The sequence below is a fragment of the Microbacterium sp. SLBN-146 genome (assembly GCF_006715145.1).
Lineage (GTDB): Bacteria > Actinomycetota > Actinomycetes > Actinomycetales > Microbacteriaceae > Microbacterium.
Genome location: NZ_VFMR01000001.1, coordinates 1,037,442 through 1,059,639 on the forward strand (window position 1 = coordinate 1,037,442; position 22,198 = coordinate 1,059,639).

The window sequence follows — 22,198 nt, forward strand, 5'->3', positions numbered from 1 at the left end:
CGCGCGCCCGCTCACCGCGTCCGCGGCGGCGTGAACCGTGTAATGAGCTCTTGGAGCGTGGGATCTTTCACGAGCCACAGCATCGTCAGGTACGTCGCAGCGAACGTCGTCGCGATGAGAACCGCGGTCGCGGCTGCGGTGAGCTGGTTCGTCATGGCCCATCCCTCCAGACTCGGTCCGACGAGCCAGATTCCCAGCGTGCCCCCGAGAGCCGAGGCCGGAAGAGTCGCGACTGCCACTCGTGCGGCGGTGTGCATCAAGCTACGGAGGGCGAGGGGCCCAAGTTTGCGGCGAAGCAACAGATATCCCGCTGTTGCCTGAACTGTTGTTCCGATTGACTGAGCGAGCGCTACCCCGGCTGCGATCATCTCCGGTCGGACCAAGAGCGGAACCAGAAGGGTGGCGGTGACGAGAACCACCGCCTGAACGCACGCGTAGATGAAAGGCGTTCTGGCGTCCCCCACCGCGTAGAACGCTCTTTGCACGAGGAGCAGCAGGGCGAACGGGACCAGGCCAACCAGGTATGCCGCGAGCACCATCGACATCGCCTGGACTGAGTCGCGGCCCTCCGTCAGTACTCGGCCGATCGGCACAGATACGAGCAGCATGGCGAGAGTTGCGCCTGTCATCGCGATGACGAGCATCCGGGTCCCGGAGGTGATCAGCTGCACGAACTCATGCGTGTTTCCCGACGCCCCGAGTTCGCTGAGGCGAGTGAAGTAGACGGTCGTGATCGAGACCGCGACGACGGAGTAGGGCAGCATGAACAGCAGCCATGCGGTGGATGTTGCGAACAGTGAAGCGCCGGCGCCACTGGCAAGGGCTGTCACACGAGATTGGACGATGCCTAACACCTGTCCGAGCACGACGATTGCAAATGTCCACCCCGCGATCTGGGGCATTCCGGATAGATGCACTTCTCTCCAGCGGAAGTCTGGCCGAAAGCGCAGGCGTGCGCGTCGCCATGCAACGACCAGCACTCCCGCCTGACCTGCCACGCCGAGGGTCGTCGTCCCGGCGAGCAGGGCGACCATGAGAGGGGTCCAGTCTCCGACGTTCCCTGTTCCGTCCGGAAAAACGCCGAAGATGATTGCGAACGTCCCGAGGCCCGCCAGTGAAATGACGTTGTTGATGAGCGGCGCCCAAGCGGCGGGCGCGAACTGGCGCCGTGCGTTGAGCACCTCACCCAGGAGCGAGAACACTCCGTAGAACAGAATCTGCGGAAGGCACCAGACGGCGAAAGCCACGGCCAGCTCGAGCTGAGCCGAGCCCCAGCTCGCCGTATAGATCCGCACGAGCCAGGGGGCAAGTAAGAGCGCGACGACGGTCGTCACAGCGAGAAGTGACAATCCCAACGTGAGAACTCGATTGATGTGTGCTTCGCCACCATCGGGATGGGTGTGGGAGCGCACTACCTGCGGGACGAGGATCGCCGCGAAGACGCCGCTGGAGATGAGCCAGTAGACGTTGTTGGGAAGTTGATTCGCGACCGCGAATGCATCGGCTGCCTCGCTCCCCACTGCTCCCAGGATCCACGCGAGCAGAACCGTCCGGAGAAAGCCGAGCACTCGTGACGCGACTGTCCCCGAGCCGAGATGAACTCCACCGCGCAGCAGCGATCCCGCCGATCTCACGCATGTCCCCTATTCGGTCAGCAGAAGCGGTATCCGCCGAAGGCGGTCGTTGCTTGGTCGTGCACTTCCTTGCCGGGTGCGACCGCGAGGCACAGTCCTCGTCGGGCTCCTCCCCTGAGGATGAATTCGATTCGCCTCTTTACTGATCCGCAGTTGTAGACCTTCGCGCCGTACAGGGCGGAAATCCACCAGTACCAGGGCCCGCTGCTGTACTGGACCCCCAGGGAACAGCCAGCCGCCTTGACCGCCAGTGCCGCAGGTACCTGCGCTGCCGACGCGGCCGAAGGTGGGAAAACCACAAGACTCCCCGCCAAGGCGAAGCCGACGGCTATGGCGGTCGTCCGACAACGAAGTGAGGACGATATGCGGTGCATGGTGACTCCGATCTGTAAGTGGCATCTGCCGGAGACCACCAAAGTCGGCGTGCGGCGCACCGACCAGCACATGAGGGTGCTGGTCGGGATGTGCGAATGCGGCTACCTGGATCGTGGATCCTGTTCCCCAGCCAGCGGACGTGTCGTCAGCAGGACGGACGGGTCAACCTGCAGCGCTGCCGCCACACGCAAGAGCGTGTCGAGGGTCGGATTGGCTCTCTGTCTCACGCCTGGGCCGATTCGTTCAAGGCGTCTGTAGGTGTACACGGCGATGCCGGCCCGGTACGCCACTTCTTCCTGGGTGAGTCGGCGGAGCTGCCGAACTTCTCTAAGCCGTCGACTGAAGAGCACGGCGGGGCGCCACGTTTCGGGTGGAAACTGTCCGGTCTCGAAGCCGTTGGCACGGTGAACGTAGTTGCCCATGGCCTCAGAGACCTGAGTGAGTCCTCGCTCATTTGCGAGACCGAACACATAAGTGCGGTCGCCGGTTGCTCGCAACGCCACGCGACTCCGCTGCCCCGCCCATGCAGCGCTTCACGTTCACGGCTTCCGCACGAGCGCGCGGATGCCTGACACCACGAGCACCACCGCGAGCACTCCGAGAACGATCATCGTAGCCACCGACCACCACGCGATCGGGCCCGTTGCGAGGCTCGCGACGATCGCGACGGCACCGGCCGCGATCGCGAACATCCACCACGCGGAACCCCGCTCGTTCTGGTTATCCACAGATTCTCCTCTCGCCCGAATGACTCATTTATGAGTGCTTACTATAAGCGGACCTGCCGACATCGCCCCCGGCAGGACGAGAGGGACAACCACGATGTCGCAGACGCACTCCGAGCCGAAGATCGAGCCGCACATCGCGCGCGCTGTCCACGAGTGGATCTCCGGTCGGCGAGAGCATCACGCGCGGTTCTTCTTCGCATCGACGGGTGAAGCAGCATCCGCGGTCAGCCCACGTGTGGGTCCGCGCGACGTCCTCCTCAGGCCCGAGCCCGCTGGGCACGAAGCAGGGCGCGGGCTCGTCATCGGATACCAGGGGTGCTTCGCTGAACTCGGCGACGAGCTCACCGTTTCGGGCCAGACGATCGAGTTGCAGGACTACATCGCGGCCGCCTTCGTCGATGTGCTCGGACCCACCGTCGTCCGGTTCGTCGACATCGACGGATGGCGGGCGTTCCTCGACGACGCCGAGATCGCACGCGAGAGCGGGATCCTCCCCCCGCAGCTGCGCGACCCACGGATGCAGCTCGCTGATCGGACCGCGCTTCTCGACCCCTTCGGCGTCGCGCCAGCGGACTCGTTCGCGATCGGCGATGACGGACGAGTGACCTTCGGAGCACAGGGTGCCGACCTCGGGACCGCGGACGACCCCGCGACGTTCGAGGTCGAAGTTCCGCGCCTCGCCGCGTTCGCGGGAGTCGTGCCGCTCGCCGAGCTCACGGAGGCGCTGAAGGAACGGGTGTGGCTCCCGCGGCTCCTCGCGCTCGCTGAGCTGCGTCGTGCTCTTCCCGCGGATCTGTCCTCCGCCCCCGTCAGCGGATTCGGTCGCGTGCTCGTCGATGATGGCGGGGCGGACGCGTTCCCGCAGACGCTCGATCCCTTCGTGCTGTCCTCGGGTGGTTCTGCCCCCGTGCTCGCTGATCCGGTGACGCGACGTCAGTTCCGTCTGTCGGAAGAGACCGCACGCGTCGTCGAAATCGTCCAGACATCGTCATCTTCCGAGCGGGCCACCCAGCGGATCGCCGCGGAGTGCGGGATCGCCATGTCCGCGGCGGAGCGACTGCGTACCCAGGCGGTCGAGGCGCTGTCGGTCCATCACGGCGTCGTCGGATCAGCGGCATGACGCAGACCGAGCGCATCTGGACGTCACTCCTCCCCGCCGACAGCACGTTCGACCGCGCCCGCATCGCGGTCTCCGCCCGGGATCGGCACGTGACGTACGCCGACGGAACCACGCGACTGTGCGCGACGAGCGGTCTGTGGAACGTGCCGCTCGGCTACGGCAACGCCGCTGTGTCCGAGGCCGTCGAACGGGCGACCCGGGATGCCTCGTATCTCTCGCTCTTCCGCGCACCGCACCGACTCGCGGCGGACGCGGCGGATGCGCTCGTCGGTCTCGCGGGACCCAAGACCTATGAGCGCGTCATCTTCTCGACGTCGGGTGGCGCGGCGAACGACGCCATGATGAAGCTCGTCCGCCAATACGGGGCCGTCGCCGGTCACGCCCGACGGACGGTCGTGGTCGGGCTCACGGGGAGCTATCACGGCACGATGTACGGCAGCCACGCGCTGAGCGGAGACGCGTTGCTGCAACCGCTCTACGCGCTGGACCGCCGCGGCATCCGTCACATCGCCCATGACGACGGCGGTGAGCAGCTCGAACTTCTTCTCCACCGCGAGGGTGATCGGGTCGCGGCTGTCGTTCTGGAGCCCGTGCTCGGGAGCGGAGCCGTGCCCCTCGACCCGGCGTTCCTGCGGCGGCTCGCGTCGCTGCGTGATCGATACGGATTCCTGATCGTGGCCGACGAGGTCGCGACGGGATTCGGTCGGACAGGGCCTCTCTTCGCGAGCGAAGCGTGGCCCGTACCGCCCGACGTTCTTGTGGTGTCGAAGGCACTCACCAACGGCGCCACGGCAGCGGCCGCGCTCCTCGTCGGGCCGACCGTGACGCGGGCCTTCATTCGTTCCCGCGCGACGTTCGCCCATGCCGAAACGCAGGCCGGAACCCCCGTGGCGTCCGCAGCAACCCTCGCTGTCATCGACGAGCTGGAACGCCTGCCACCGCTGACGATCGCGCGGCTGGGCGACCGGCTCGCCGATTTGGCCGACGCGCTCGTGCGCGACGGGTACGCGAAGCGCTGGTCGGGACGCGGGTGCTTCATCGGGATCCGCCTCGTGAATGCCGACGGGTCGGACCTGACTGCCGAGGGAATCGGTGACCTCGTCGCGCGGATCGCCGGTGAGGGCGTGCTCGTCCACCCCGGACCCAGCACGATTCAGCTGATCCCCGCCTACGCCTTCACGGCAGAGGAGCTCGCCGTCCTCGACGGGGCTATCCGTCGCGGCATCGACGCCTGGCGCGAAGACGCCGCATGATGTCCGCAACCGTGATCCACGCCGCCGTCGGCCACACCGCCGAGACGTTGCGGACGTTGTGCCACGCGCGCCGCACGGCCGTCGTGTTCGACCACGGAGTCCCGGGAGCCACGGAGCGGGTTCGGGAAGTGTCGCCGTCGCTGGCCCTGCCGCTCGGCTCGGATCGAGACGCGCGGGGTATCGGGCTTCTGGCGGAGCGCCTCCGTCGGCATGCGCCGGCCGTCATCGTCGCGGTCGGCGGCGGGACGACGATTGACGCCGTCAAGCTCGCCGCGCTCGCCTGCCGCGACGAAGCGTTGTTCGCGTACGCCCTGCGCAGTGCCGACCAGCGTGCGCTGACGCTCCTCCCGAGAGCGATGTCGCCCGCGCCGCAGGTGATCGCCGTGCCGACGACGACGGGGACGTCATCCGAGGTCAACTCCGTCGCCGTGGTCGACACCCGCGGAGGACGCCGCCTGGTCGTGGGCGACCAACTGCGCCCCGCGCACGCCGTCATCGACGGGGAAGCGCTGCTCTCGCTTCCCGAAGCAGCCGTCCGCGAAGGCTGCCTCGAGGCGCTCCTGCGCGTCGCCGGGCGAGCGACGGGAACCCGGGTCGCGTCCGCCGTGGCCATCGACCTAGCGACGGCCCTCGCGCGCGCGGGCGATGACGACCTCGGGGGAGCCGACACGCGGCTCCGCGCTGCGCAGCTCGGAGCCGCGACGCAGAGCCCGGCGCTCGGCATCCCCGCGGCGTTCTCGATGAAGCACTGGTACCTCGCCAACGAAGTGTCGTTCGTCCTGCAGACCCGCAAGATCCCCGCGACGGCGGCTGTCCTCCCCGCCGTCTGGGGCCGTATCGAAAGTGGCGACGACCGGTGGGGCAGAAGCGAGGGCCTGCGAAGTCTCTGGCGCCCGGTCGCCGATGCCATCGGCCTGCCGCACGGGCCGGTCGACGGCATCCATGCGCTCCTCCATCGGTGGCGGATCCCGATCGCACCGGCACCCACCTCAGCCGACATCACGCGCATCGCCGAAGCGACGGAAAACGCGTGGGGACTCGGCCGGCCACCACTGAGGGGAATCGACCGTGCCGAGATCTCCCGCGTTCTCCAAGACGCCGTGTGGGCATCACGCGGACCCATCGGCTCACGACGAGAGGAGGTGATGACGATATGACGGCCATCGCAACGACGCTCCAGTTCGAAGAACTCGACCAACTCGAGGCACCCAGCTGGGACAGCTTCTACCAGGGTCTGCTCGCAGGGATCGCGGTCGTCGGCATCGTGGTCGCGGCGACCTAGCCGCGGGCGCACGATCCGCACTCGAGGAAGGAAAGGGGGTGAGCATGCAGAACGCATCAACGCTCGAGTTCGTCGAACTGGAGGAGATGTCGGTGCCGGACGACGGCTGGGACTGGTTCCGAGGATTCAGCTACGGAGTCGCGCTCGGACTGATCGTCCTTTCCGCGACCTGACGCCACGGGTGAATCACCCCACGAGAGACAAGGAATCACGAGATGGAACACCTGACGCTCCAGTTCGAGGAGCTCGATCCGCTCGACGCGCCGATGGAGTGGTGGCAGCACGCCTCCTACATCATCGCCGCGATCGGCGGCCTCGTCGCGATCGCGACATAGCGATCGTGTGATCGGGTGCGGGCGCCCGCGCGGCGTCCGCACCCCCGACAGAAGGCACTCGATGGAAGAGACACTCACGACATCACTCCGCGCACGATTGGCACGCGAGGGCGCGTACCCCCGCACGGAAGACCTGTACTCCGCAGAGGGAGCGCGGTTCTACGACGACCTGGTCGGCGGCGATCGCAGCGAGGTGCGGGAGTTCGTCGCCCTCGCGCGGGCGTGCCACGGCCGGGTACTGGATCTCGCCGCCGGAGGCGGGCGGATCACACTTCCGCTCTTGTCGATCCGGAAAGCCGTCACGGCCCTCGACCTGTCGTTCGGAATGCTCGACCTGCTCAGGCAAGCCGCGCCCGCGAACGCCGACCTCGAGGTCGTGCACGCCGACATGCGCGACTTCCGCATCGATCAGCGATTCGATCTCATCGTCCTCGGTGCGACCTCCATCACGCTTCTGGACCCCGACGGTCGCCGCCGCCTCTTCGACAGCGTGCGACACCACCTCGCCCCCGATGGACGCTTCGCGCTCTCAGTCGCCGGCTTCGTGGCGGCGCAGGAACTCCAGCGCACTGCCGACCACACGATTGCGGTGACGCGAGCGGGCCGGAACGCCACGTACCTGTCCTCGCAAGAGGTTGTGGCGGGGGGATCCGAGCGGATCGTCAACTTCGTCGAGCTCAACGACGGTCTCATCGGGCCGATCTTCACGACACGACTCCAGATCCTCGACGATGCGACGATCTCCCGCGAACTCGTCGACGCCGGGTTCGAACCATCGATCGTGCACCCCGTGCGCACGCCGGGTCTCCGTCCCGGCGACGGCATCGTCATCCTGGAGTCGTCGTGGCAGCGCTGACCCTCGACTCCCGTCCCCGACTGGCTGACACCGTCGCCTTCGAGGAGTCCGCCGCCGGCGACGGGCAGTGGATCGTCCTGGCATCCGACGTGCCCGTCTCGCGCGTGTCGCGTCCCGTCGTCGACCTGCTCCGTTCACTGGATGGGCGAACTCCCGTGCGAGACCTGCAGAGTCGCCACGACTCGGCGTCGTCGCCAACGGAGTTTCTCGCGCTCGTGCGCAGATTCGAGGGGCGCGGACTCATCGCGGGTGCCGAGCGCCGCCCTCCCGGCCGCTTCTCCTACCGCCCTCCGCTCACGGTCCAGCTCGCGTCGCTCGGCGCGCCCGCTCTCTTCTCACGCCTCGAAAGGCTCCGCCGCCGTCTCCTCCGTGGATGGATGCTGACTCCCATCGCCGTCCTCATCGTGCTCGGTGCCGCAGCGCTCGCCGTACAGGCGCCGACCGTCCTCGCACTGCTGACCCGGCCGCTCCCCGTGTCGAGCTTCCTCGCCGTCGTCGCGGTTCTCGTTGCTGCGACGTTCGCGCACGAGGCAGCCCACGGCATGACACTCGCCGGATATGGGGTCCTGCCCCGTCGCGCCGGCGTCATGCTCTTCTATCTCAGCCCCGCGTTCTTCGTCGACGTGACGAACGGCTGGAGACTCGCAGACCGCCGAGGGAGGGTCGCCGTCGCGCTCGCCGGCCCGGCCGTAAACGCAGCTCTCGCCTCAGCCGCAGCGCTCGTGGCGGCGATCCCGGGCATGGATGACACCGTCCGCGATGCCCTCCTGATCCTCGCGACCGCGTCGTGGTCGATCGTGCTCGTCAATCTCATCCCGTTCGTCCGCTTCGACGGGTACTTGGCATTGATGAGCGCCCTCGACATCCCGAACCTGCGAACCTCGGCAATCCACGACGTCCGCGACACGACGGGGCGCGTGCTGTTCGGGTCGTCGCGACAGCCGCGTCGATTGCCACAGGCGTGGGTTCTGCCGTTCGGTGTCATGAGCGTCGTCACCCCGCTCCTGCTCATCGCGCTCGCGCTGGATCGGATCATCCGGGCACTCTCGGGGGGAGGACCCGGGGGCGCCTGGGCGATTCTCGCGCTGGCGTTCATAGTCGCCGTCGGTGTGACCGCCGCGCTCGTCAAGGCCGTCCGCCACCTCTTCCGAACGGGCGCGCGCCCGTGGCGCGTGATCCTCGTCGGCACACCGATCGTGGCGGTGGCCGTCTGCGCAGGATTCATCATCCCCGTGCAGACGACCCTCACGACGGGTTTCGTCACGAGCGACGCCTCCCTCCGACTCGTCGTCCCCGGTGCGGTTGTGCCCGACATCGCACCGGGGACGGCGGTGACTCTCTACGAACAGGGGATGCTGGGCCGTCGAGCCATCGCGCAGGCGGTCGTCACGGCGCGATCCGACGCCCCGACCTCCGTGCCTCTCGGCGCGGTGTACCCGTTTGACGCGCCCGGAGTCGTCCTGGACGGGCGGACGATCGCCGAGGCCCGATTCGTCGGCGCCCGCCCGTCTTCCGACTCGGTCGGGATCGCCGTCATCCCGACCGGCCGGACGTCGGCGTGGGGCGCGCTGTGGAGCGCCACGGTGCTGCAGCCGCTGACGACCATCGGTGTCGGTGCACCCGCAGATTCGCAATGACGACAACGCAGGGAAAGGACCACGGAATGTCAGAACACCCCCCGATCGAGGTCCAGGGGCTCACGAAGGACTACGGCAGACGCCGCGTCGTCGACGATGTCAGCTTCTCGGTGGAGCGAGGACGGATCGTCGGTCTCTTGGGGCCCAACGGCGCTGGCAAGTCGACAACTCTGCGGGCGATCGTCGGACTCGTGGCACCGACCGCCGGAGTCGCGCGCATCGACGGGGTGCCGTTCCGTCAGCTCGTGCATCCCGCGGCGCACGTGGGCGTGCAGATGGACGACTTCGGCTTCGAGGCCGGTCTCACGGCGCGTCGCCATCTCGAGATCACGCGACTCATGGTCGGCGCGCCACCGGCACGCGTCGACGAAGTGCTGGAGGACGTCGGGCTCGCACTCGACGGGCACCGCCGCATCGCGACCTTCTCGACAGGGATGACGCAGCGGCTCGGACTCGCGACTGCCCTGCTGGCACGTCCTCGCACGCTCATCCTCGATGAGCCCGCCAACGGACTCGACCCCGAGGGCATTCGCTGGTTGCGGGGCTTCCTTCGCACCTTCGCCCGTCGAGGCGGCGCCGTGCTGGTCTCGAGCCACCAGCTGTCCGAGATCCAGCAGACCGCGGACGACGTCGTCGTGCTGCGTCGCCGCGTGCTGTTCGCGGGAGAGCTGGACGAGCTCCTCGACGTAGGAGCGTCCCTCGAGGACACCTACTTCCGGCTCCTCGACGGACAGGCCGCCGCGTGACGGGGGCGATCCGGGCCGAGATCGTCCGGTCGGTGAGCGGGTTGACCCTGCTCGCACTCATCGGGCTCGCGGCCCTCGTGCCCGTCGTGGTGCTGACGTCGGGCGGCGATGCGACTGCCGCAGCTCGAGACCTCCCCGCCGCCCAGGCCACGCTGCGACTCGTCGCACCGCTCGGCTGGAGCTTTGTCGCCGCAGGATTCGCCGGCGCGTACACGGTCACTCGCGAGCAGTACTACGGTTCCCTCGACCGGACGACGCTGATGGTCGGTCGACGCCGTGCGCTCGTCGCCAAGTCGCTCGGCGGAGCTGTGACCGCAACGCTGCTGACCGCGATGCTCTGCGCGGCATGGTGTGTCGCGATGGCGGCGCTTCTCTCGGCGAACGGGAGCTCGTTCGTCCTGTCACCCGACGTCGGCGGGGCCCTCGCGGGCTCCCTCGGCGGTGCAGTGCTCGGCGCGATCGGCGGCTGCGCTGTCGGGTGGATCGTCCGCAACTACTACGCGGCCGCCGCGATCGTGCTCGGCGGACCTCTCGCGTTCGAGCTGCTTCTCCTGAGCACGAATCCCGACGTCGTACGGTGGTCACCGGGACTCGCGATCGCGGCGATCGCCGTGCCTGGATACCGCGACGTCCTGCTCGACCGACCCGCCGCCGTCGTCGTGGCACTCGCGTGGATCGTGGGGGTTTCGGCGGTCGCGTTCCTCACGGCGGAGCGGCGTACGCGGTGACCGCTGCCCTGCGCTCGCGGGTCGCCGCGCTCCCGACCGACCTCGTCCTCGCCGGCTTCGTCGTCGCGTGCTTCGTGCTCGCGGCATCCATCGCCCTCTCAATCCCCGAGGGACTCGGCAATGCTCCGGATGCCGTGAAGGAGACGTTCCGCGCGACGCTCGTGACCCCGGCCGTCCTCATGACGATCCTCGTATCGGCCCTCTACGCGGGGTTCGACTACACGCTCGCCCTCCGACGTGGCGTCGTCGTGCGCGAGACGACGGCGCAGCGCCGGGGTGCGGTGCTGGCAGCGCGCGCTCTTCTCGCGGGCGGGGGCGGTGCCGTCGTCGGACTCGCGTGCGGTGCAGGGACCCTCGTCGCGGGCGGTGTCGCGGGCGCCGGATGGACGCCGGCGCCCTCCCTCCTCGGGAGTGCCGCCGTCGCCGGGGCGCTCGCGGCATCCTGGGGGTTTGCGATCGGCGTGATCGTCCGCCACCACCTCGTCGCGCTGTTCGTCGTCCCCGCTTCGCTCGGTGTCGCCGTCCCGTTCGCGTCGCTCGTGCCTGGGGCTGCGAGCATCCTGCCTCTCCCCACCCTCCTCGGAGCGGTCGGGGTGGATGCCGGCACGCTCGGATTCGCGGCCGACATCGCGGCGGTGCCGCTTGTCGCGGGCTGGATCATCCTCGGGCTCGGCGTGGCCGTCGTCCGGTTCGTCTCGCGAGACGTGACGTGAGGGTCAGGCGCGGGCGAGCGCGTCCTCGAGGGCGACCCAGGCGAGCATCGCGCACTTCACGCGGGCGACGTAGCGCGAGACGCCCGAGAGCGCCGCGGCATCGAGATACACGTCCTCGTCGAGGGGGATCTCGCCGCGAGAGCGAAGCGCGGTGCGGAAGCCGTCGATGAGGGCGACGGCCTCGCCGCGTGGCATCCCTTCGACGAGCTCCGTCAGCATCGATGCCGACGCCTGCGAGACGGAGCAGCCGGCGCCCTCCCATGTGACGTCGCGGATGGTGTCGCCGTCCGACGACACCCGCACCCGGAGCGTCACGTCATCGCCGCAGACGGGGTTGTGCTGGTGCGACGTCGCCGTCCGGCCTTCTTCGTCGGCGAGGTGTTTGCCGCGCGGACGCTTCGAGTGGTCCAGCAGCAGCTCTTGATACAGGGCTTCGAGGCTCATGACCGGCCCCCCGTCGCTCCGACGCCGAAGAACGGACGCACGCCCTCGACCGCGTCGAGGAAGACGTCGACCTCGTCGTCGGTCGTGAAGACGCTCGTCGACGCCCGCACCGAGGCCGTCAGGCCGAATCGTGCGTGCAGCGGCTTCGCGCAGTGGTGTCCGACGCGCACCGCGACTCCGCGGTCGTCGAGGAACTGACCGACGTCGTGCGCGTGGACGCCGTCGACGTCGAACGACGCGATCCCGATGCGTTCGGCATCGGCATCACCCAGAAGGCGCACGCCGTCGATCCGGCGCAGCCCCTCCATCATCCGGACGCCCAACCGACGCTCGTGCTCGTGCACGCCCGCCATCCCGAGCGCATCGAGATAGCGGGCCGCGGCCGCGAGCCCGATGGCCTGCGAAACCGGCTGCGTGCCCGCTTCGAACTTCTGCGGCGCGGGGAGGAAGCCCGCTTCGTCGAGCGTGACGGTCGTCACCATCGAGCCGCCCGTCAGGAAGGGGGGCAGCGCATCGAGAACGTCGGATCGGCCGACGAGCGCACCCACTCCGTACGGCCCGAGCATCTTGTGGCCCGAGAACGCCGCGAGGTCGACGCCGAGCGCTGCGAAGTCGAACGGCAGATGCGGCACGGATTGGCACGCGTCGAGAACCGTCAGCGCGCCCACCTCCCGCGCGAGTGCGACGAGCTCCGAGACCGGATTCACGATTCCCAGCACGTTCGACACGTGCGAGAACGCGACGACGCGCGTGCGCCCGGTGATGACGGATACCGCTGCCTCGAGGTCGAGCGTGCCGTCGTCGCGCACGGGGATGTGCTTCAGAACCGCCCCCGTGCGTGCCGCGAGCTCCTGCCACGGGATGAGGTTCGCATGGTGCTCGGACTCCGTCACGACCAGTTCGTCGCCGGGGGCGAGGGCGAAACGGGCGCTCGAGGGTGCGCCGCGTCCCGCGGTCGCGTTGCCGATCGCGTAGGCCACGAGGTTGAGGGCTGCCGTCGCGCCGCTCGTCCAGACGAACTCCTCCGGCTGGGCACCCACGAAACGCGACACCGTCGCCCGCGCGTCTTCGAAGAGCTCCGTCGCCTCGCCGGCAAGCGTGTGCGCGCCACGGTGCACGGCGGAGTTGGCCCGCGTCAGAAAGTCGATCTCGGCGTCGAGGACACTCGTCGGTTTCTGGCTCGTCGCGCCCGAATCGAGGTAGACGAGAGGCGAGCCGTGCACCGTCTGCGACAGGATCGGGAAGTCGCCGCGCACGGCGGTGACATCGAAGACGGGGGCGGTGGTGCTCACCCCTCCAGGCTACGCGTCCCCAGGGTTTCCGGCGCCGGCCGGCCCCCGCGGTCGTCACCGGGCAGCGGTCGCGAACGGCGCCCGTAGACGAGCTCCGACGAGTCCAGCAGCCAGGGCACAAGGGTGATGCTGACACCGTGCACGAGCATCAGCTGCTGCGCGATCCGCCGCGACCGCCGGTTGTGCAAAAGGTTCTCCCACCAGTGGCCGACGATGTACTGCGGCAGGTAGACGGTGACCACCGCCGCACCGTGCTTCTCGCGGTACTTCTTGATGAAGCTCGCGACAGGCGCCGCGTACGACCGATACGGCGACTCGACGATGACGAGGTCCATCGGGATCCGATGCTCCTCCCACTGCCTCTGCAGGGCCGTCGCCTCGGCCTCCGTCACCGCGACGTGCAGCGCGAGCGCCTTCTGGTGCTTGGCCGCGAGCGCATAGTCGATCGCCTTGATGACGGGCTTCTGCAACCTGTTGACGAGAACGATCGCGAGGTCGCCGTTCGATCCGAAGTGGGTCGAGTCGTCCACCTCGATCTCGTGCTCGACATCTCGGTAGTACCGGTTGACCCCGATCATGAGCGTTGCGAGGACGGGAATGGCGAGGAAGACGAGCCACGCACCGTGAGTGAACTTCGTGACGGTGACGATGAGGAGGACGAACACCGTCATCGCGGCGCCGATCGAGTTGATGACGAGGCCGGTTCGGGCCGAGCGGCGTTCATACAGCGCGGCCGACTGGGCCGCGGCATCCGCAGTGAGCGTCTTCAGATTGCGCAGCGTGCGGCGCCAATGCCTGACCATCCCGATCTGTCCCAGCGAGAACGAGACGAAGACGCCGATGATGTACAGCTGGATCAGGGTCGTGAGGTTCGCCTGATAGACGACGAGCACGATGATGGCGCCGATGCCGAGGATGATCATGCCGTTCGAGAAGACCAGTCGATCGCCGCGTGTGTTGAGCGCTTTGGGAGCGTACCCGTCGCGTGCGAGCACCGAGCCGAGCAGCGGGAACCCGTTGAACGCCGTGTTCGCCGCGAGGAGCAGGACGCACGCCGTGGCCGCCTGGATCAGGAAGAACGGTATAGATCCCGCCCCGAACGTCGCGGCGGCGATCTGCGCCATGAGGCTCGGCTGCGGCTGATTCGCGCAGTCGAAGCCGATGAGGTTGCAGGGGTTCTCCGCGTAATGCACTCCCGACAGGAGTCCGAGAGCCGTGAGCCCCGCGAACAGCACGATCGCGATCCCGCCCATCAGCACGAGCGTCATCTGGGCGTTGCGGATCTTCGGCTTGCGGAAGGCGGGGACGCCGTTCGAAACGGCCTCGACGCCGGTCAGCGCGGAACAGCCGCTCGAGAACGCCCGCAGGATCAGCAGGATGACGGCCGCCTGCGTGAGTTCCTCACCCTGCACGGCGAACTCCGCGCTCGACGCCACGGGCGGATCGCCCATCAGTGTGCGGGTCAGCCCCACGACGATCATGACGGCAACCGAGCCGATGAAGACGTAGGTCGGAATCGCGAAAGCGAACGACGCCTCGCGCACTCCGCGGAGGTTGACGAGAACGATGAGGATGACGAATCCCACCGCGAGTTCGATCCGGCCGGGATTCAGCTCCGGGATCGCGGAGATGATGTTGTCGACTCCCGAGGCCACCGAGACGGCGACCGTCAGCACGTAGTCGACGAGGAGCGCGGAAGCGACGACGACACCGGGCACTTCGCCCAGGTTCGTGCGGGCGACTTCGTAGTCGCCGCCTCCCGACGGGTACGCCTTGATGAGCTGGCGATAGCTCGCGACGACGACGACGAGGAGCAGCACGACGGCGCCCGCGACCCACGGACTGAAGGCGAGGAACGCCGTGCCGCCGATCAGCAGGATCATGAGGAGCTCCTGCGGCGCATAGGCGACGGAGCTGAGCGCGTCGGACGCGAAGATCGGGAGCGCGCGCTTCTTCGGCAGCAGCTGCTCGTCGAGTTCCTCCGACGTCAGAGGGTCGCCCAGGATCAGGCGTTTCGCTCGAGGAGGCTGGTCGGCTTCCTCGCGAGGTTCATAGGTCACGGCGGGCGATGTTACTCGTATGGAAACCGTGAGGATGCGCATCCTTACGGAATCTTTACACCTGCACGCCCACTGCCAGACTGGACGGGTGGACCGCATCACACCGGGCATCATCGCCGTCTTCGTCGGCGCGGTCGCAGGATTCGCGCTCTTCGTGCCGTTCGTCGCTGCGAGCTATCGCCGTCGCGGCGGACTCCGTTTCGGTCGCCTCGTGCTGTGGGCCTCGGCGCTCGTCTACTTCTGGGCGATCTGGGCGTACACGCTCCTCCCGCTCCCCGAGGCGGACTCGATCCGCTGCGTCGGCTCGAACCTCGATCTCTTCGAGCTCGTCAACGACATCGGCGGGGCACTCGGACGGCCGGGGCCGGCTCTCACGGATCCCGCCGTGCTGCAGCTCCTGCTGAACGTCCTGCTCTTCATGCCGCTCGGCTTCTTCATCCGGGTGCTGGCGGGACGCGGCATCCTGGTGGCGCTCGCCGTCGGTCTCGGAGTCTCGGCCCTCATCGAGACGACGCAGCTCACCGGCGTGTGGGGACTGTACTCATGCGCCTACCGGGTGTTCGACGTCGACGACATGCTGACCAACACGACCGGCGCCGTCCTCGGGTCGCTTCTCGCGCTCTTCGTTCCCGCTCGGCACCGTGGATCGGGAAAGTCGGCGGATGCCGCGGAACCCCGGCCCGTCACGCGAGGTCGCCGCGCCTTGGCGATGCTGTGCGACATCATCGCCTTCTCGCTCGTGTCCGCGACGGCCGGTGTCGCGACCCAGCTCGTGCTGGAGGCGGTCGGTCGCGGCGATCTCGTCCTCGAGGCCGAGCTGTCGAGCATTCTGGGGACACTCGTCCCTGCGGGGCTGTGGCTCGTCGTCATCCTCGCGAGCGGACGATCGGTCGGCGACCTCGCCGTCCAGCTCCGCTACCGCGGCGGTCCCGTCCCGACCTGGCTCGCGCGGCCCCTGCGCTGGGCGGGCGGCATCAGCGGCTACGTGCTGCTCGGAGCCCTGCCGACCCCGTGGAGCCTCGCGGGTCTGCTCTTCGGACTCGCGACGTTCGTGCTGCTGTTCACGACATCCGCGGGGCGCGGGCTCCCCGGCATCCTGTCGGGCATGTCGCTCACCGACGCGCGCGAGGGCTCCTCAGGAGATCAGTCGAGGAACTCGCGGGCAGCGACGACGAGCGCCTCGACGCCGACCTCGAGCGTCGGGTGGAGCACGGGCGCGAAGAACGGCGAGTGATTCGTGGGGATGTCGCGCGCGATCGTCCCCGACGCGAGGGCGGCGGCGTAGATCGCCGGGTCGACTCCGCCCCAGAACCAGAACACGAGCGGGACGCCCGCTTCTCGCGCGAACCAGGACACGTCCTCGCTGCCGGTGAACATGCCGGGATCGACGACCGTGCCCTCGCCGAACGCCGCGTCGAACGCGAGGGTCAGTCGTGCCGTCGAGTGGACGTCGTTGATCGTCGGCGGGAGCGAGTGGTCGATCGTGATCGTCGGCTCCTGCTCGGCCCCGGACGCCTGCGCTTCCGCGCGCACGACGCGCTCGACCTTCTCGAGGACGCTCGCGCGAGCCTCGTCGTCGGGGTAGCGCAGGCTCAGCTCAAGCTTCGCCTCGGCGGGGATGATGTTGTTCTTGAGTCCCGCGTGGATCGATCCGACCGTCACGACCGCGACATCGCGGGGGTCGACCTCGCGCGACACGATCGTCTGGAGGCGCATGACCGTCGCCGCCGCCATGACGACGGGGTCGATCGTGGAGTGGGGACGGGATCCGTGCCCGCCTCGGCCCAGGAGGGTGACGGTCAGTCCGTCGGATGCCGCCATCTGCGTGCCGCTGCGCACGCCGATCGTTCCGGCGGGGAGGGGCGTCACGTGCTGGCCGAGCACGATGTCGGGCCGGGGGAACCGGTCGAGGACGCCGTCGGCGATCATCGCCTGCGATCCGGCCCCGTACTCTTCGGCGGGCTGGAACACCGCCACGATCGTGCCCGACCATTCGTCCTTCGTGTTGACGAGCGTCTCGAGGGCGCCGAGGAGCGCCGTAACGTGCATGTCGTGCCCGCACGCGTGCATGACGGGGACGTCGGTGCCCGACGGGTCGATGCCGCGTGCCGTCGACGCGTAGGCGAGGCCCGTGCGTTCCTCGACGGGGAGCCCGTCCATGTCGGCGCGGAGCCAGACGACGGGTCCGTCACCGTTGCGGATGACGCTTGCGATGCCGGTGCGCCCGATCTGCTCCTCGAACTCGATGCCGAGCGCCGTCAGGTGCTGCGTCACGATCCCCGCGGTCCGCGTCTCCTGGAAGGACAGTTCCGGATGCCGGTGCAGGTCGGTGTACAGCGCCTCGAGGTCGATTCCCATACTCCCGAGCCTACCCAGGGCGGCTGGCGCCCCTCCGATCCCGGAGTTTCCGCCGAGGGTCGGCCGCCGGAAGGCGGGGCCGCCGGAAGTCCGGCCTCCGTCAGTCCGGCGCCCCCGGAAGGCCTGGCCCCTCTTCGCCGAGAAGACCCGAACTGCGAGCTTGCGGCCCAAATCGCGACCGTTCGGGTCTTCTCGGCAACCCGGGCGCCGGCCCGAGTCGGGACCAGGGCGGCGGCGCGGGCGCGATGTCAGCGGCGCGAGGTGGAAGCGCGGACGACGAGGTCGTAGGGGAGGCGGCCGGGCTCGTGTGGGAGGCCGGGGCGTTCGAGCTCGTCGAGGATGGCGTCGGCGGCGCGCTCGCCCTGGCCGCGCGGGAACTGGTCGACGGTCGTGAGGCGGAAGAACTCGCCCAGCTCGTGTCCGTCGATGCCGACGACCGAGATGTCCTCGGGGACGCGGTAGCCCAGCTCCCGTGCCGCGAGGAGCGCACCGATCGCCATTTCATCGGATGCCGCGAAGATCGCCGTCGGTCGCTCACCCGGACGCCCGAGCAACTGCTTGGCCGCGCGGAATCCGCCCTCGATCGTGAAGTCGGCAGGCTCGAACAAGGCGGGGTGGACCGGGATGCCGGCATCCGCCAGTGCCAACTCGAATCCCTGCCGCCGACGTGTCGGGATGTGGAAGTCGATGTCGAACTCGGGGCTCGCCCCGATGTGCGCGATCGCTCGGTGCCCCAACGAGATGAGGTGCTCCGTCGCCAGGCGGGCGACGGCGACGTCGTCGACGGTCAGCGTCGACAGGCGCGGGTTGGGTCCTCCGATCGCGATGACCGGGAGGCCCAGCTCGGCCAGACGGGCCGTTTCCTCATCGCCCAACTCGATCGAGATCGCGATGACCCCGTCGACCCGCTGGCGTCGCAGGAACGTCTCGAACACTTCGAGACGTTCCGCGCGATCGGCGCTCAGGCTGTACAGCGTGATGTCGAACCCTCGGCGCATGAGTGCGGAAGCGATCCCGCTGAGCACCGTGGAGAAGAACCAGCGGTCGATGAACGGCACGAGCACGCCGATGTTCCGCGTGCGGCCGGACGCGAGGCTCGACGCCGACGCCGAGACGACGTAGCCGAGCCCCTTCGCCGCAGCCTCGACGCGTTGGCGCGCTGAGTCGGAGACGTTGCCGCGTCCGCTCAGCGCGCGTGACACCGTCGCCGTCGAGACGCCCGCGAGGCGCGCGACCTCGTCGATGCTGACCACGGTGCCACCTCTCTCGGCTCGGTCGGCGTATCAGTCCGCGGCGAGCCAGACGGCAGTGTCGGCCGGGAGCATCCCGCCGGCCACCGGTCCGCTCGCAGCGATCACATTACCGGCGGGAAGCGCGACCGGCTGATCGCCGACGTTCGCGACGACCGTCACGTCGCCGTTGCGGAACGCCACGACGTCGTCGGCGTATCCGTCGATCCACGCGAGATCGCCGGACCCGAGGCTGTGCGCCTTGCGTGCCGAGAGCAGCGCGCGGTACAGCGACAGCGTCGATTCGGGGTCGGACACCTGCTCGTCACGTGCGAGATCGGCCCACTCCGCGGGCTGCGGCAGCCACGACGCTCCACTCGGGCTGAACCCGTAGGCGGGCGCGTCATGCGTCCACGGGATGGGCACGCGGCATCCGTCACGACCGTAGCGCTCGCCCTGCGTGCGGAACCAGGTCGGGTCCTGACGTGCATCGCCCGGGATGTCGATGACCTCGGGCAGGCCGAGCTCTTCGCCCTGATACACGTACGCCGAGCCGGGGAGGGCCAGCATGAGCGTCGTCGCCGCGCGCGCCCGGCGCAGACCGACCTCGGGGATGGGCTTGCCGGGGGAGTCGGGGCCGATGCCGTGACCCTGCGGATTCTCGGCGGTCAACGCGAGCCGTGAAGCGTGCCGCACCACATCGTGGTTGGAGAGCACCCACGTGCTCGGAGCCCCGACGGCGTGATACGCCGCGAGCGACTGGTCGATGACGGTGCGGAGCTCGTCGGCATCCCATCCCGTCTCGAGGTAGGCGAAGTTGAACGCCTGGTGCATCTCGTCGTGTCGCACCCACAGCGCCGTCTTCTCGGGAGTCGGCAGCCACGCTTCGGCTGCCAGGACGCGGTCACCGGCGTACTCGGCGAGGAGAGCGTGCCAATCGCGGTAGATGTCGTGAACGCCGTCCTGGCCCCAATACGGCACGTCGTCTTCGCCGCCGCCCATCGAGTCGGCGTCCGCCGGCGGGGTGTAGTCGGGAAGGCCCTCGGCCTTGACGAGGCCGTGCGCGACGTCGACGCGGAATCCGTCGACCCCGCGATCGAGCCAGAAGCGGAGGATCGAGCGGAACTCGTCGCGGACGATCTCGTTGGACCAGTCGAAGTCGGGCTGCGAGGCGTCGAAGATGTGGAGGTACCACTGTCCGGGCGTGCCGTCGCTTTCCGCGATCCGCGTCCACGCCGGACCGCCGAAAACGGATTCCCAGTTGTTGGGCGGGAGTTCGCCGTTCTCGCCCTGGCCGTCGCGGAACATGTAACGCGCGCGCTCGGCGCTGCCGGGTCCTGCCGCGAGCGCCTCCTGGAACCACACGTGTTGGTCGGACGAGTGGTTGGGGACGAGGTCGACGATGACGCGGATGCCACGACCGTGCGCCGCAGCGAGCATGTCGTCGAAGTCGGCGAGGGTGCCGAAGAGGGGGTCGACGTCGCGGTAGTCGGCGACGTCGTAGCCGGCGTCCTTCTGCGGCGAGCGCTGGAACGGGCTCAACCAGATCGCATCGATGCCGAGGTCGGCGAGGTCGTCGAGATGCGCGGTGACACCGGGAAGGTCGCCGATTCCGTCGCCGGAGCTGTCGGCGAAGGAGCGCGGGTAGATCTGATAGATGACGGCGGTGCGCCACCATTCGGCTCCCGGGGAGGCGAGGATCACGTCGGTGCGCTCGGAAGTGTCGGTGGAAGTCATCGCCCCAGGATACTGGAAGCGCTTACAGGCGCCTTCGTGCTCTGTGGACGACGGTAGCGTGAACGGGTGACCACCGCCCTCGCACGCGCTCAATCGCTCATCGGCACGATTCCCGACTACCCCGAGCCCGGTGTGCTCTTCCGCGACATCACTCCGCTGCTCGCGGATGCGGAAGCGCTCGAGACGGTCATCGACGCGATGATCTCGCCGTATGCCGGCCAGTTCGACGTCGTCGCGGGAATCGAAGCGCGGGGGTTCCTGCTTGCGGGTGCCGTCGCGACCACCGCCCGGGTCGGCTTGGTGCCCATCCGGAAGGCGGGGAAGCTGCCGCGGCCGGCGGCGTCCGTGTCGTATTCGCTCGAGTACGGCACAGCCGTCATCGAGGCCCACGACGACATCGCGCCCGGCACCCGCGTGCTACTCGTGGACGACGTGCTCGCGACGGGGGGAACGCTGCGCGCCGCGCACGAACTCGTCCCCGCGCTCGGTGGGATCGTCGTGGCCACGAGCGTGCTGATGGAGCTCGAGGCGCTCGGCGGACGCTCACTCGTTCCCGACGTGCACGCTCTCTTCACGGTGTGACAGCATCCGGTCGATCTCGCCCACGGCGTCACGACCGGCACGGTTGGCTCCGACCGTCGACTGCGACGGCCCGAAGCCGATGAGGTGCACGCGCGGATCGTCCGCGACGCGGGTGCGACGCATCTCCACGCCGCCGAGCGGTCCGCGCAGTTCGAGGGCGTCGAGGTGGGAGATCGCGGGACGGAACCCGGTCGCCCAGAGGATCACGTCGACGGGCGTCAGCGTGCCATCGGCTTCACGCACGCCCGTCGGCTCGATCGCCGTGAACATGGGACGACGCGCGAGCGCGCCGCGATCTCTCGCAGCGATCGCGTACGGCGTCCACGCGAGGCCCGTGTAGCTCACGACGCTCTGCGACGGACGTCCCGCTTCGACGTCGGCGGTGACCCGCCCGATGACGGCCCGGCCCGTCGTCTCCGGTTGGAACTCTCCCTCGATGAAGCGGGGTTCGCGTCGCGTGTACCAGAACGTCGTGGCGTGGCGCGAGATCTCCTCGAGCTGTTGCACGGCGGAGATGCCTCCACCTACGACGGCGACACGCTGGCCCGCGAACTCGTCGGCCGACACGTAGTCGCGCGTGTGCAGCTGGCGTCCGCGGAAGGTCTCCGCCCCGGGGTAGTCGGGGAGCACGGGATTGGTCCACGTTCCGGTCGCGTTGATGACTGCCTCGGTGCGCCACGTGCCGCGATCGGTCGTGACGATGAGCGGGCCGTGCGGGTCGTCGTCGGCCCTGCGCACGGCCGTCACGAGGACCGGGCGGAGGATCGGGAAGTCGAATTCGCGCTCGTACGCGGCGAAGTGCCGGGGAACGGCATCGCGACTTGCCTCGAGGGAGTCGACGGGAGGGGCGGGTGAGCCGGGAAGCCCGAAGATGCCGTTGACGGTCGACATCGTGAGCGACTCCCAGCGGTGCTGCCACGCCCCGCCGGGAGCTGATGCCGCATCGAGCATGACGAAGGAACGAGCATCGGATGCCGCTGCCTCCAGCGCGCTCGCGAAGCCGCGCCGCTGCAGGTGGTAGGCCGCGGACAGGCCCGCCTGCCCGGCACCGATGACGACGACCGTTGCGGTGCGCTGTCCTTCGTCCAC

Annotated in this window: 23 protein-coding genes; 13 read left to right on the forward strand and 10 right to left on the reverse strand. The window is 68.8% G+C overall.

Annotated features, from left to right (window positions below; translation table 11 throughout):
* Positions 1-11: 11 nt before the first annotated feature.
* The 3 genes from murJ to FBY39_RS04545 all read right to left on the reverse strand — a co-directional run bounded on the left by murJ (position 12) and on the right by FBY39_RS04545 (position 2,737).
* Positions 12-1,634, reverse strand: coding sequence for a murein biosynthesis integral membrane protein MurJ (murJ, locus tag FBY39_RS04535; protein WP_141930568.1), 1,623 nt, complete (start codon positions 1,632-1,634; stop codon positions 12-14).
* A 476-nt stretch (positions 1,635-2,110) separates the two neighbouring features.
* On the reverse strand, positions 2,111-2,431 hold the full coding sequence (locus FBY39_RS16825; RefSeq protein WP_141930570.1) for a helix-turn-helix transcriptional regulator: 321 nt from the start codon (positions 2,429-2,431) through the stop codon (positions 2,111-2,113).
* Between the two features lie 117 nt (positions 2,432-2,548).
* On the reverse strand, positions 2,549-2,737 hold the full coding sequence (locus FBY39_RS04545; protein ID WP_141930572.1) for a hypothetical protein: 189 nt from the start codon (positions 2,735-2,737) through the stop codon (positions 2,549-2,551).
* 94 nt (positions 2,738-2,831) lie between these two features.
* Between FBY39_RS04545 and mpaB the strand changes: the two genes are divergently transcribed.
* From mpaB to FBY39_RS04585, 11 genes are all read left to right on the forward strand, one after another.
* Positions 2,832-3,857, forward strand: coding sequence for a daptide biosynthesis RiPP recognition protein (gene mpaB, locus FBY39_RS04550; protein WP_141930574.1), 1,026 nt, complete (start codon positions 2,832-2,834; stop codon positions 3,855-3,857).
* On the forward strand, positions 3,854-5,110 hold the full coding sequence (gene mpaD, locus FBY39_RS04555) for a daptide-type RiPP biosynthesis aminotransferase (protein WP_141930575.1): 1,257 nt from the start codon (positions 3,854-3,856) through the stop codon (positions 5,108-5,110). The genes mpaB and mpaD overlap by 4 nt, the downstream gene beginning before the upstream one ends.
* A complete protein-coding gene (locus FBY39_RS04560; RefSeq protein WP_141930577.1) occupies positions 5,107-6,267 on the forward strand; it encodes an iron-containing alcohol dehydrogenase in 1,161 nt (386 codons plus the stop codon). Before mpaD ends, FBY39_RS04560 begins: the two co-directional genes overlap by 4 nt.
* Positions 6,264-6,392, forward strand: coding sequence for an MpaA1 family daptide-type RiPP (gene mpaA1 / locus FBY39_RS16655; protein ID WP_260837442.1), 129 nt, complete (start codon positions 6,264-6,266; stop codon positions 6,390-6,392). The genes FBY39_RS04560 and mpaA1 overlap by 4 nt, the downstream gene beginning before the upstream one ends.
* A 44-nt stretch (positions 6,393-6,436) precedes the next feature.
* Entirely contained in the window at positions 6,437-6,565 is a 129-nt protein-coding gene (gene mpaA2 / locus FBY39_RS16660; RefSeq protein ID WP_260837443.1) for an MpaA2 family daptide-type RiPP, read from the forward strand.
* A gap of 42 nt (positions 6,566-6,607) precedes the next feature.
* Positions 6,608-6,727, forward strand: coding sequence for an MpaA3 family daptide-type RiPP (gene mpaA3, locus FBY39_RS16780; protein WP_313901683.1), 120 nt, complete (start codon positions 6,608-6,610; stop codon positions 6,725-6,727).
* Between the two features lie 61 nt (positions 6,728-6,788).
* The gene (gene mpaM, locus FBY39_RS04565) at positions 6,789-7,583 is read left to right on the forward strand and encodes a daptide-type RiPP biosynthesis methyltransferase (RefSeq protein WP_141930578.1); all 795 of its coding nucleotides are present in this window, start codon (positions 6,789-6,791) and stop codon (positions 7,581-7,583) included.
* Positions 7,571-9,220 (forward strand): daptide biosynthesis intramembrane metalloprotease, encoded by a 1,650-nt coding sequence (mpaP, locus tag FBY39_RS04570; protein WP_141930580.1) that lies wholly within the window; start codon positions 7,571-7,573, stop codon positions 9,218-9,220. The genes mpaM and mpaP overlap by 13 nt, the downstream gene beginning before the upstream one ends.
* Before the next feature lie 26 nt (positions 9,221-9,246).
* Positions 9,247-9,966, forward strand: coding sequence for an ABC transporter ATP-binding protein (locus FBY39_RS04575; RefSeq protein WP_141930582.1), 720 nt, complete (start codon positions 9,247-9,249; stop codon positions 9,964-9,966).
* Between the two features lie 32 nt (positions 9,967-9,998).
* On the forward strand, positions 9,999-10,694 hold the full coding sequence (locus tag FBY39_RS04580) for an ABC transporter permease (RefSeq protein WP_160132931.1): 696 nt from the start codon (positions 9,999-10,001) through the stop codon (positions 10,692-10,694).
* Positions 10,691-11,407, forward strand: coding sequence for a hypothetical protein (locus tag FBY39_RS04585; RefSeq protein WP_141930586.1), 717 nt, complete (start codon positions 10,691-10,693; stop codon positions 11,405-11,407). Before FBY39_RS04580 ends, FBY39_RS04585 begins: the two co-directional genes overlap by 4 nt.
* Positions 11,408-11,410: 3 nt before the next feature.
* On the opposite strand, the gene sufU is transcribed toward FBY39_RS04585, so the two are convergent.
* Genes sufU through FBY39_RS04600 form a run of 3 tightly spaced genes read right to left on the reverse strand, consistent with a single transcriptional unit; the run spans position 11,411 to position 15,245 of the window.
* A complete protein-coding gene (sufU, locus tag FBY39_RS04590; RefSeq protein WP_141930588.1) occupies positions 11,411-11,851 on the reverse strand; it encodes a Fe-S cluster assembly sulfur transfer protein SufU in 441 nt (146 codons plus the stop codon).
* Entirely contained in the window at positions 11,848-13,143 is a 1,296-nt protein-coding gene (locus tag FBY39_RS04595; protein WP_141930589.1) for an aminotransferase class V-fold PLP-dependent enzyme, read from the reverse strand. Before FBY39_RS04595 ends, sufU begins: the two co-directional genes overlap by 4 nt.
* On the reverse strand, positions 13,140-15,245 hold the full coding sequence (locus tag FBY39_RS04600) for an APC family permease (protein WP_141930591.1): 2,106 nt from the start codon (positions 15,243-15,245) through the stop codon (positions 13,140-13,142). The genes FBY39_RS04595 and FBY39_RS04600 overlap by 4 nt, the downstream gene beginning before the upstream one ends.
* 46 nt (positions 15,246-15,291) lie before the next feature.
* Here FBY39_RS04600 and FBY39_RS04605 point away from each other — a divergent pair, with 46 nt between their 5' ends.
* Positions 15,292-16,437: a VanZ family protein gene (locus FBY39_RS04605; RefSeq protein WP_260837444.1), complete on the forward strand. Its 1,146-nt coding sequence runs from the start codon at positions 15,292-15,294 to the stop codon at positions 16,435-16,437.
* Here FBY39_RS04605 and FBY39_RS04610 read toward each other — a convergent pair.
* From FBY39_RS04610 to FBY39_RS04620, 3 genes are all read right to left on the reverse strand, one after another.
* Positions 16,347-17,561 carry an amidohydrolase gene (locus tag FBY39_RS04610; protein ID WP_141930593.1) on the reverse strand — a complete coding sequence of 405 codons (1,215 nt, stop codon included), beginning with the start codon at positions 17,559-17,561 and terminating at the stop codon, positions 16,347-16,349. The two genes, FBY39_RS04605 and FBY39_RS04610, sit on opposite strands and share 91 nt — an antisense overlap.
* A 248-nt stretch (positions 17,562-17,809) precedes the next feature.
* Positions 17,810-18,814 (reverse strand): LacI family DNA-binding transcriptional regulator, encoded by a 1,005-nt coding sequence (locus tag FBY39_RS04615; RefSeq protein ID WP_141930594.1) that lies wholly within the window; start codon positions 18,812-18,814, stop codon positions 17,810-17,812.
* A gap of 30 nt (positions 18,815-18,844) precedes the next feature.
* On the reverse strand, positions 18,845-20,527 hold the full coding sequence (locus FBY39_RS04620) for a glycoside hydrolase family 13 protein (RefSeq protein ID WP_141930596.1): 1,683 nt from the start codon (positions 20,525-20,527) through the stop codon (positions 18,845-18,847).
* A 66-nt stretch (positions 20,528-20,593) separates the two neighbouring features.
* Here FBY39_RS04620 and FBY39_RS04625 point away from each other — a divergent pair, with 66 nt between their 5' ends.
* Positions 20,594-21,109 carry an adenine phosphoribosyltransferase gene (locus tag FBY39_RS04625; RefSeq protein ID WP_141930597.1) on the forward strand — a complete coding sequence of 172 codons (516 nt, stop codon included), beginning with the start codon at positions 20,594-20,596 and terminating at the stop codon, positions 21,107-21,109.
* Here the strand turns inward: FBY39_RS04625 and FBY39_RS04630 are convergent.
* Complete coding sequence (locus FBY39_RS04630) at positions 21,071-22,198, reverse strand: NAD(P)-binding domain-containing protein (RefSeq protein WP_141930599.1); 1,128 nt, start codon at positions 22,196-22,198, stop codon at positions 21,071-21,073. The two genes, FBY39_RS04625 and FBY39_RS04630, sit on opposite strands and share 39 nt — an antisense overlap.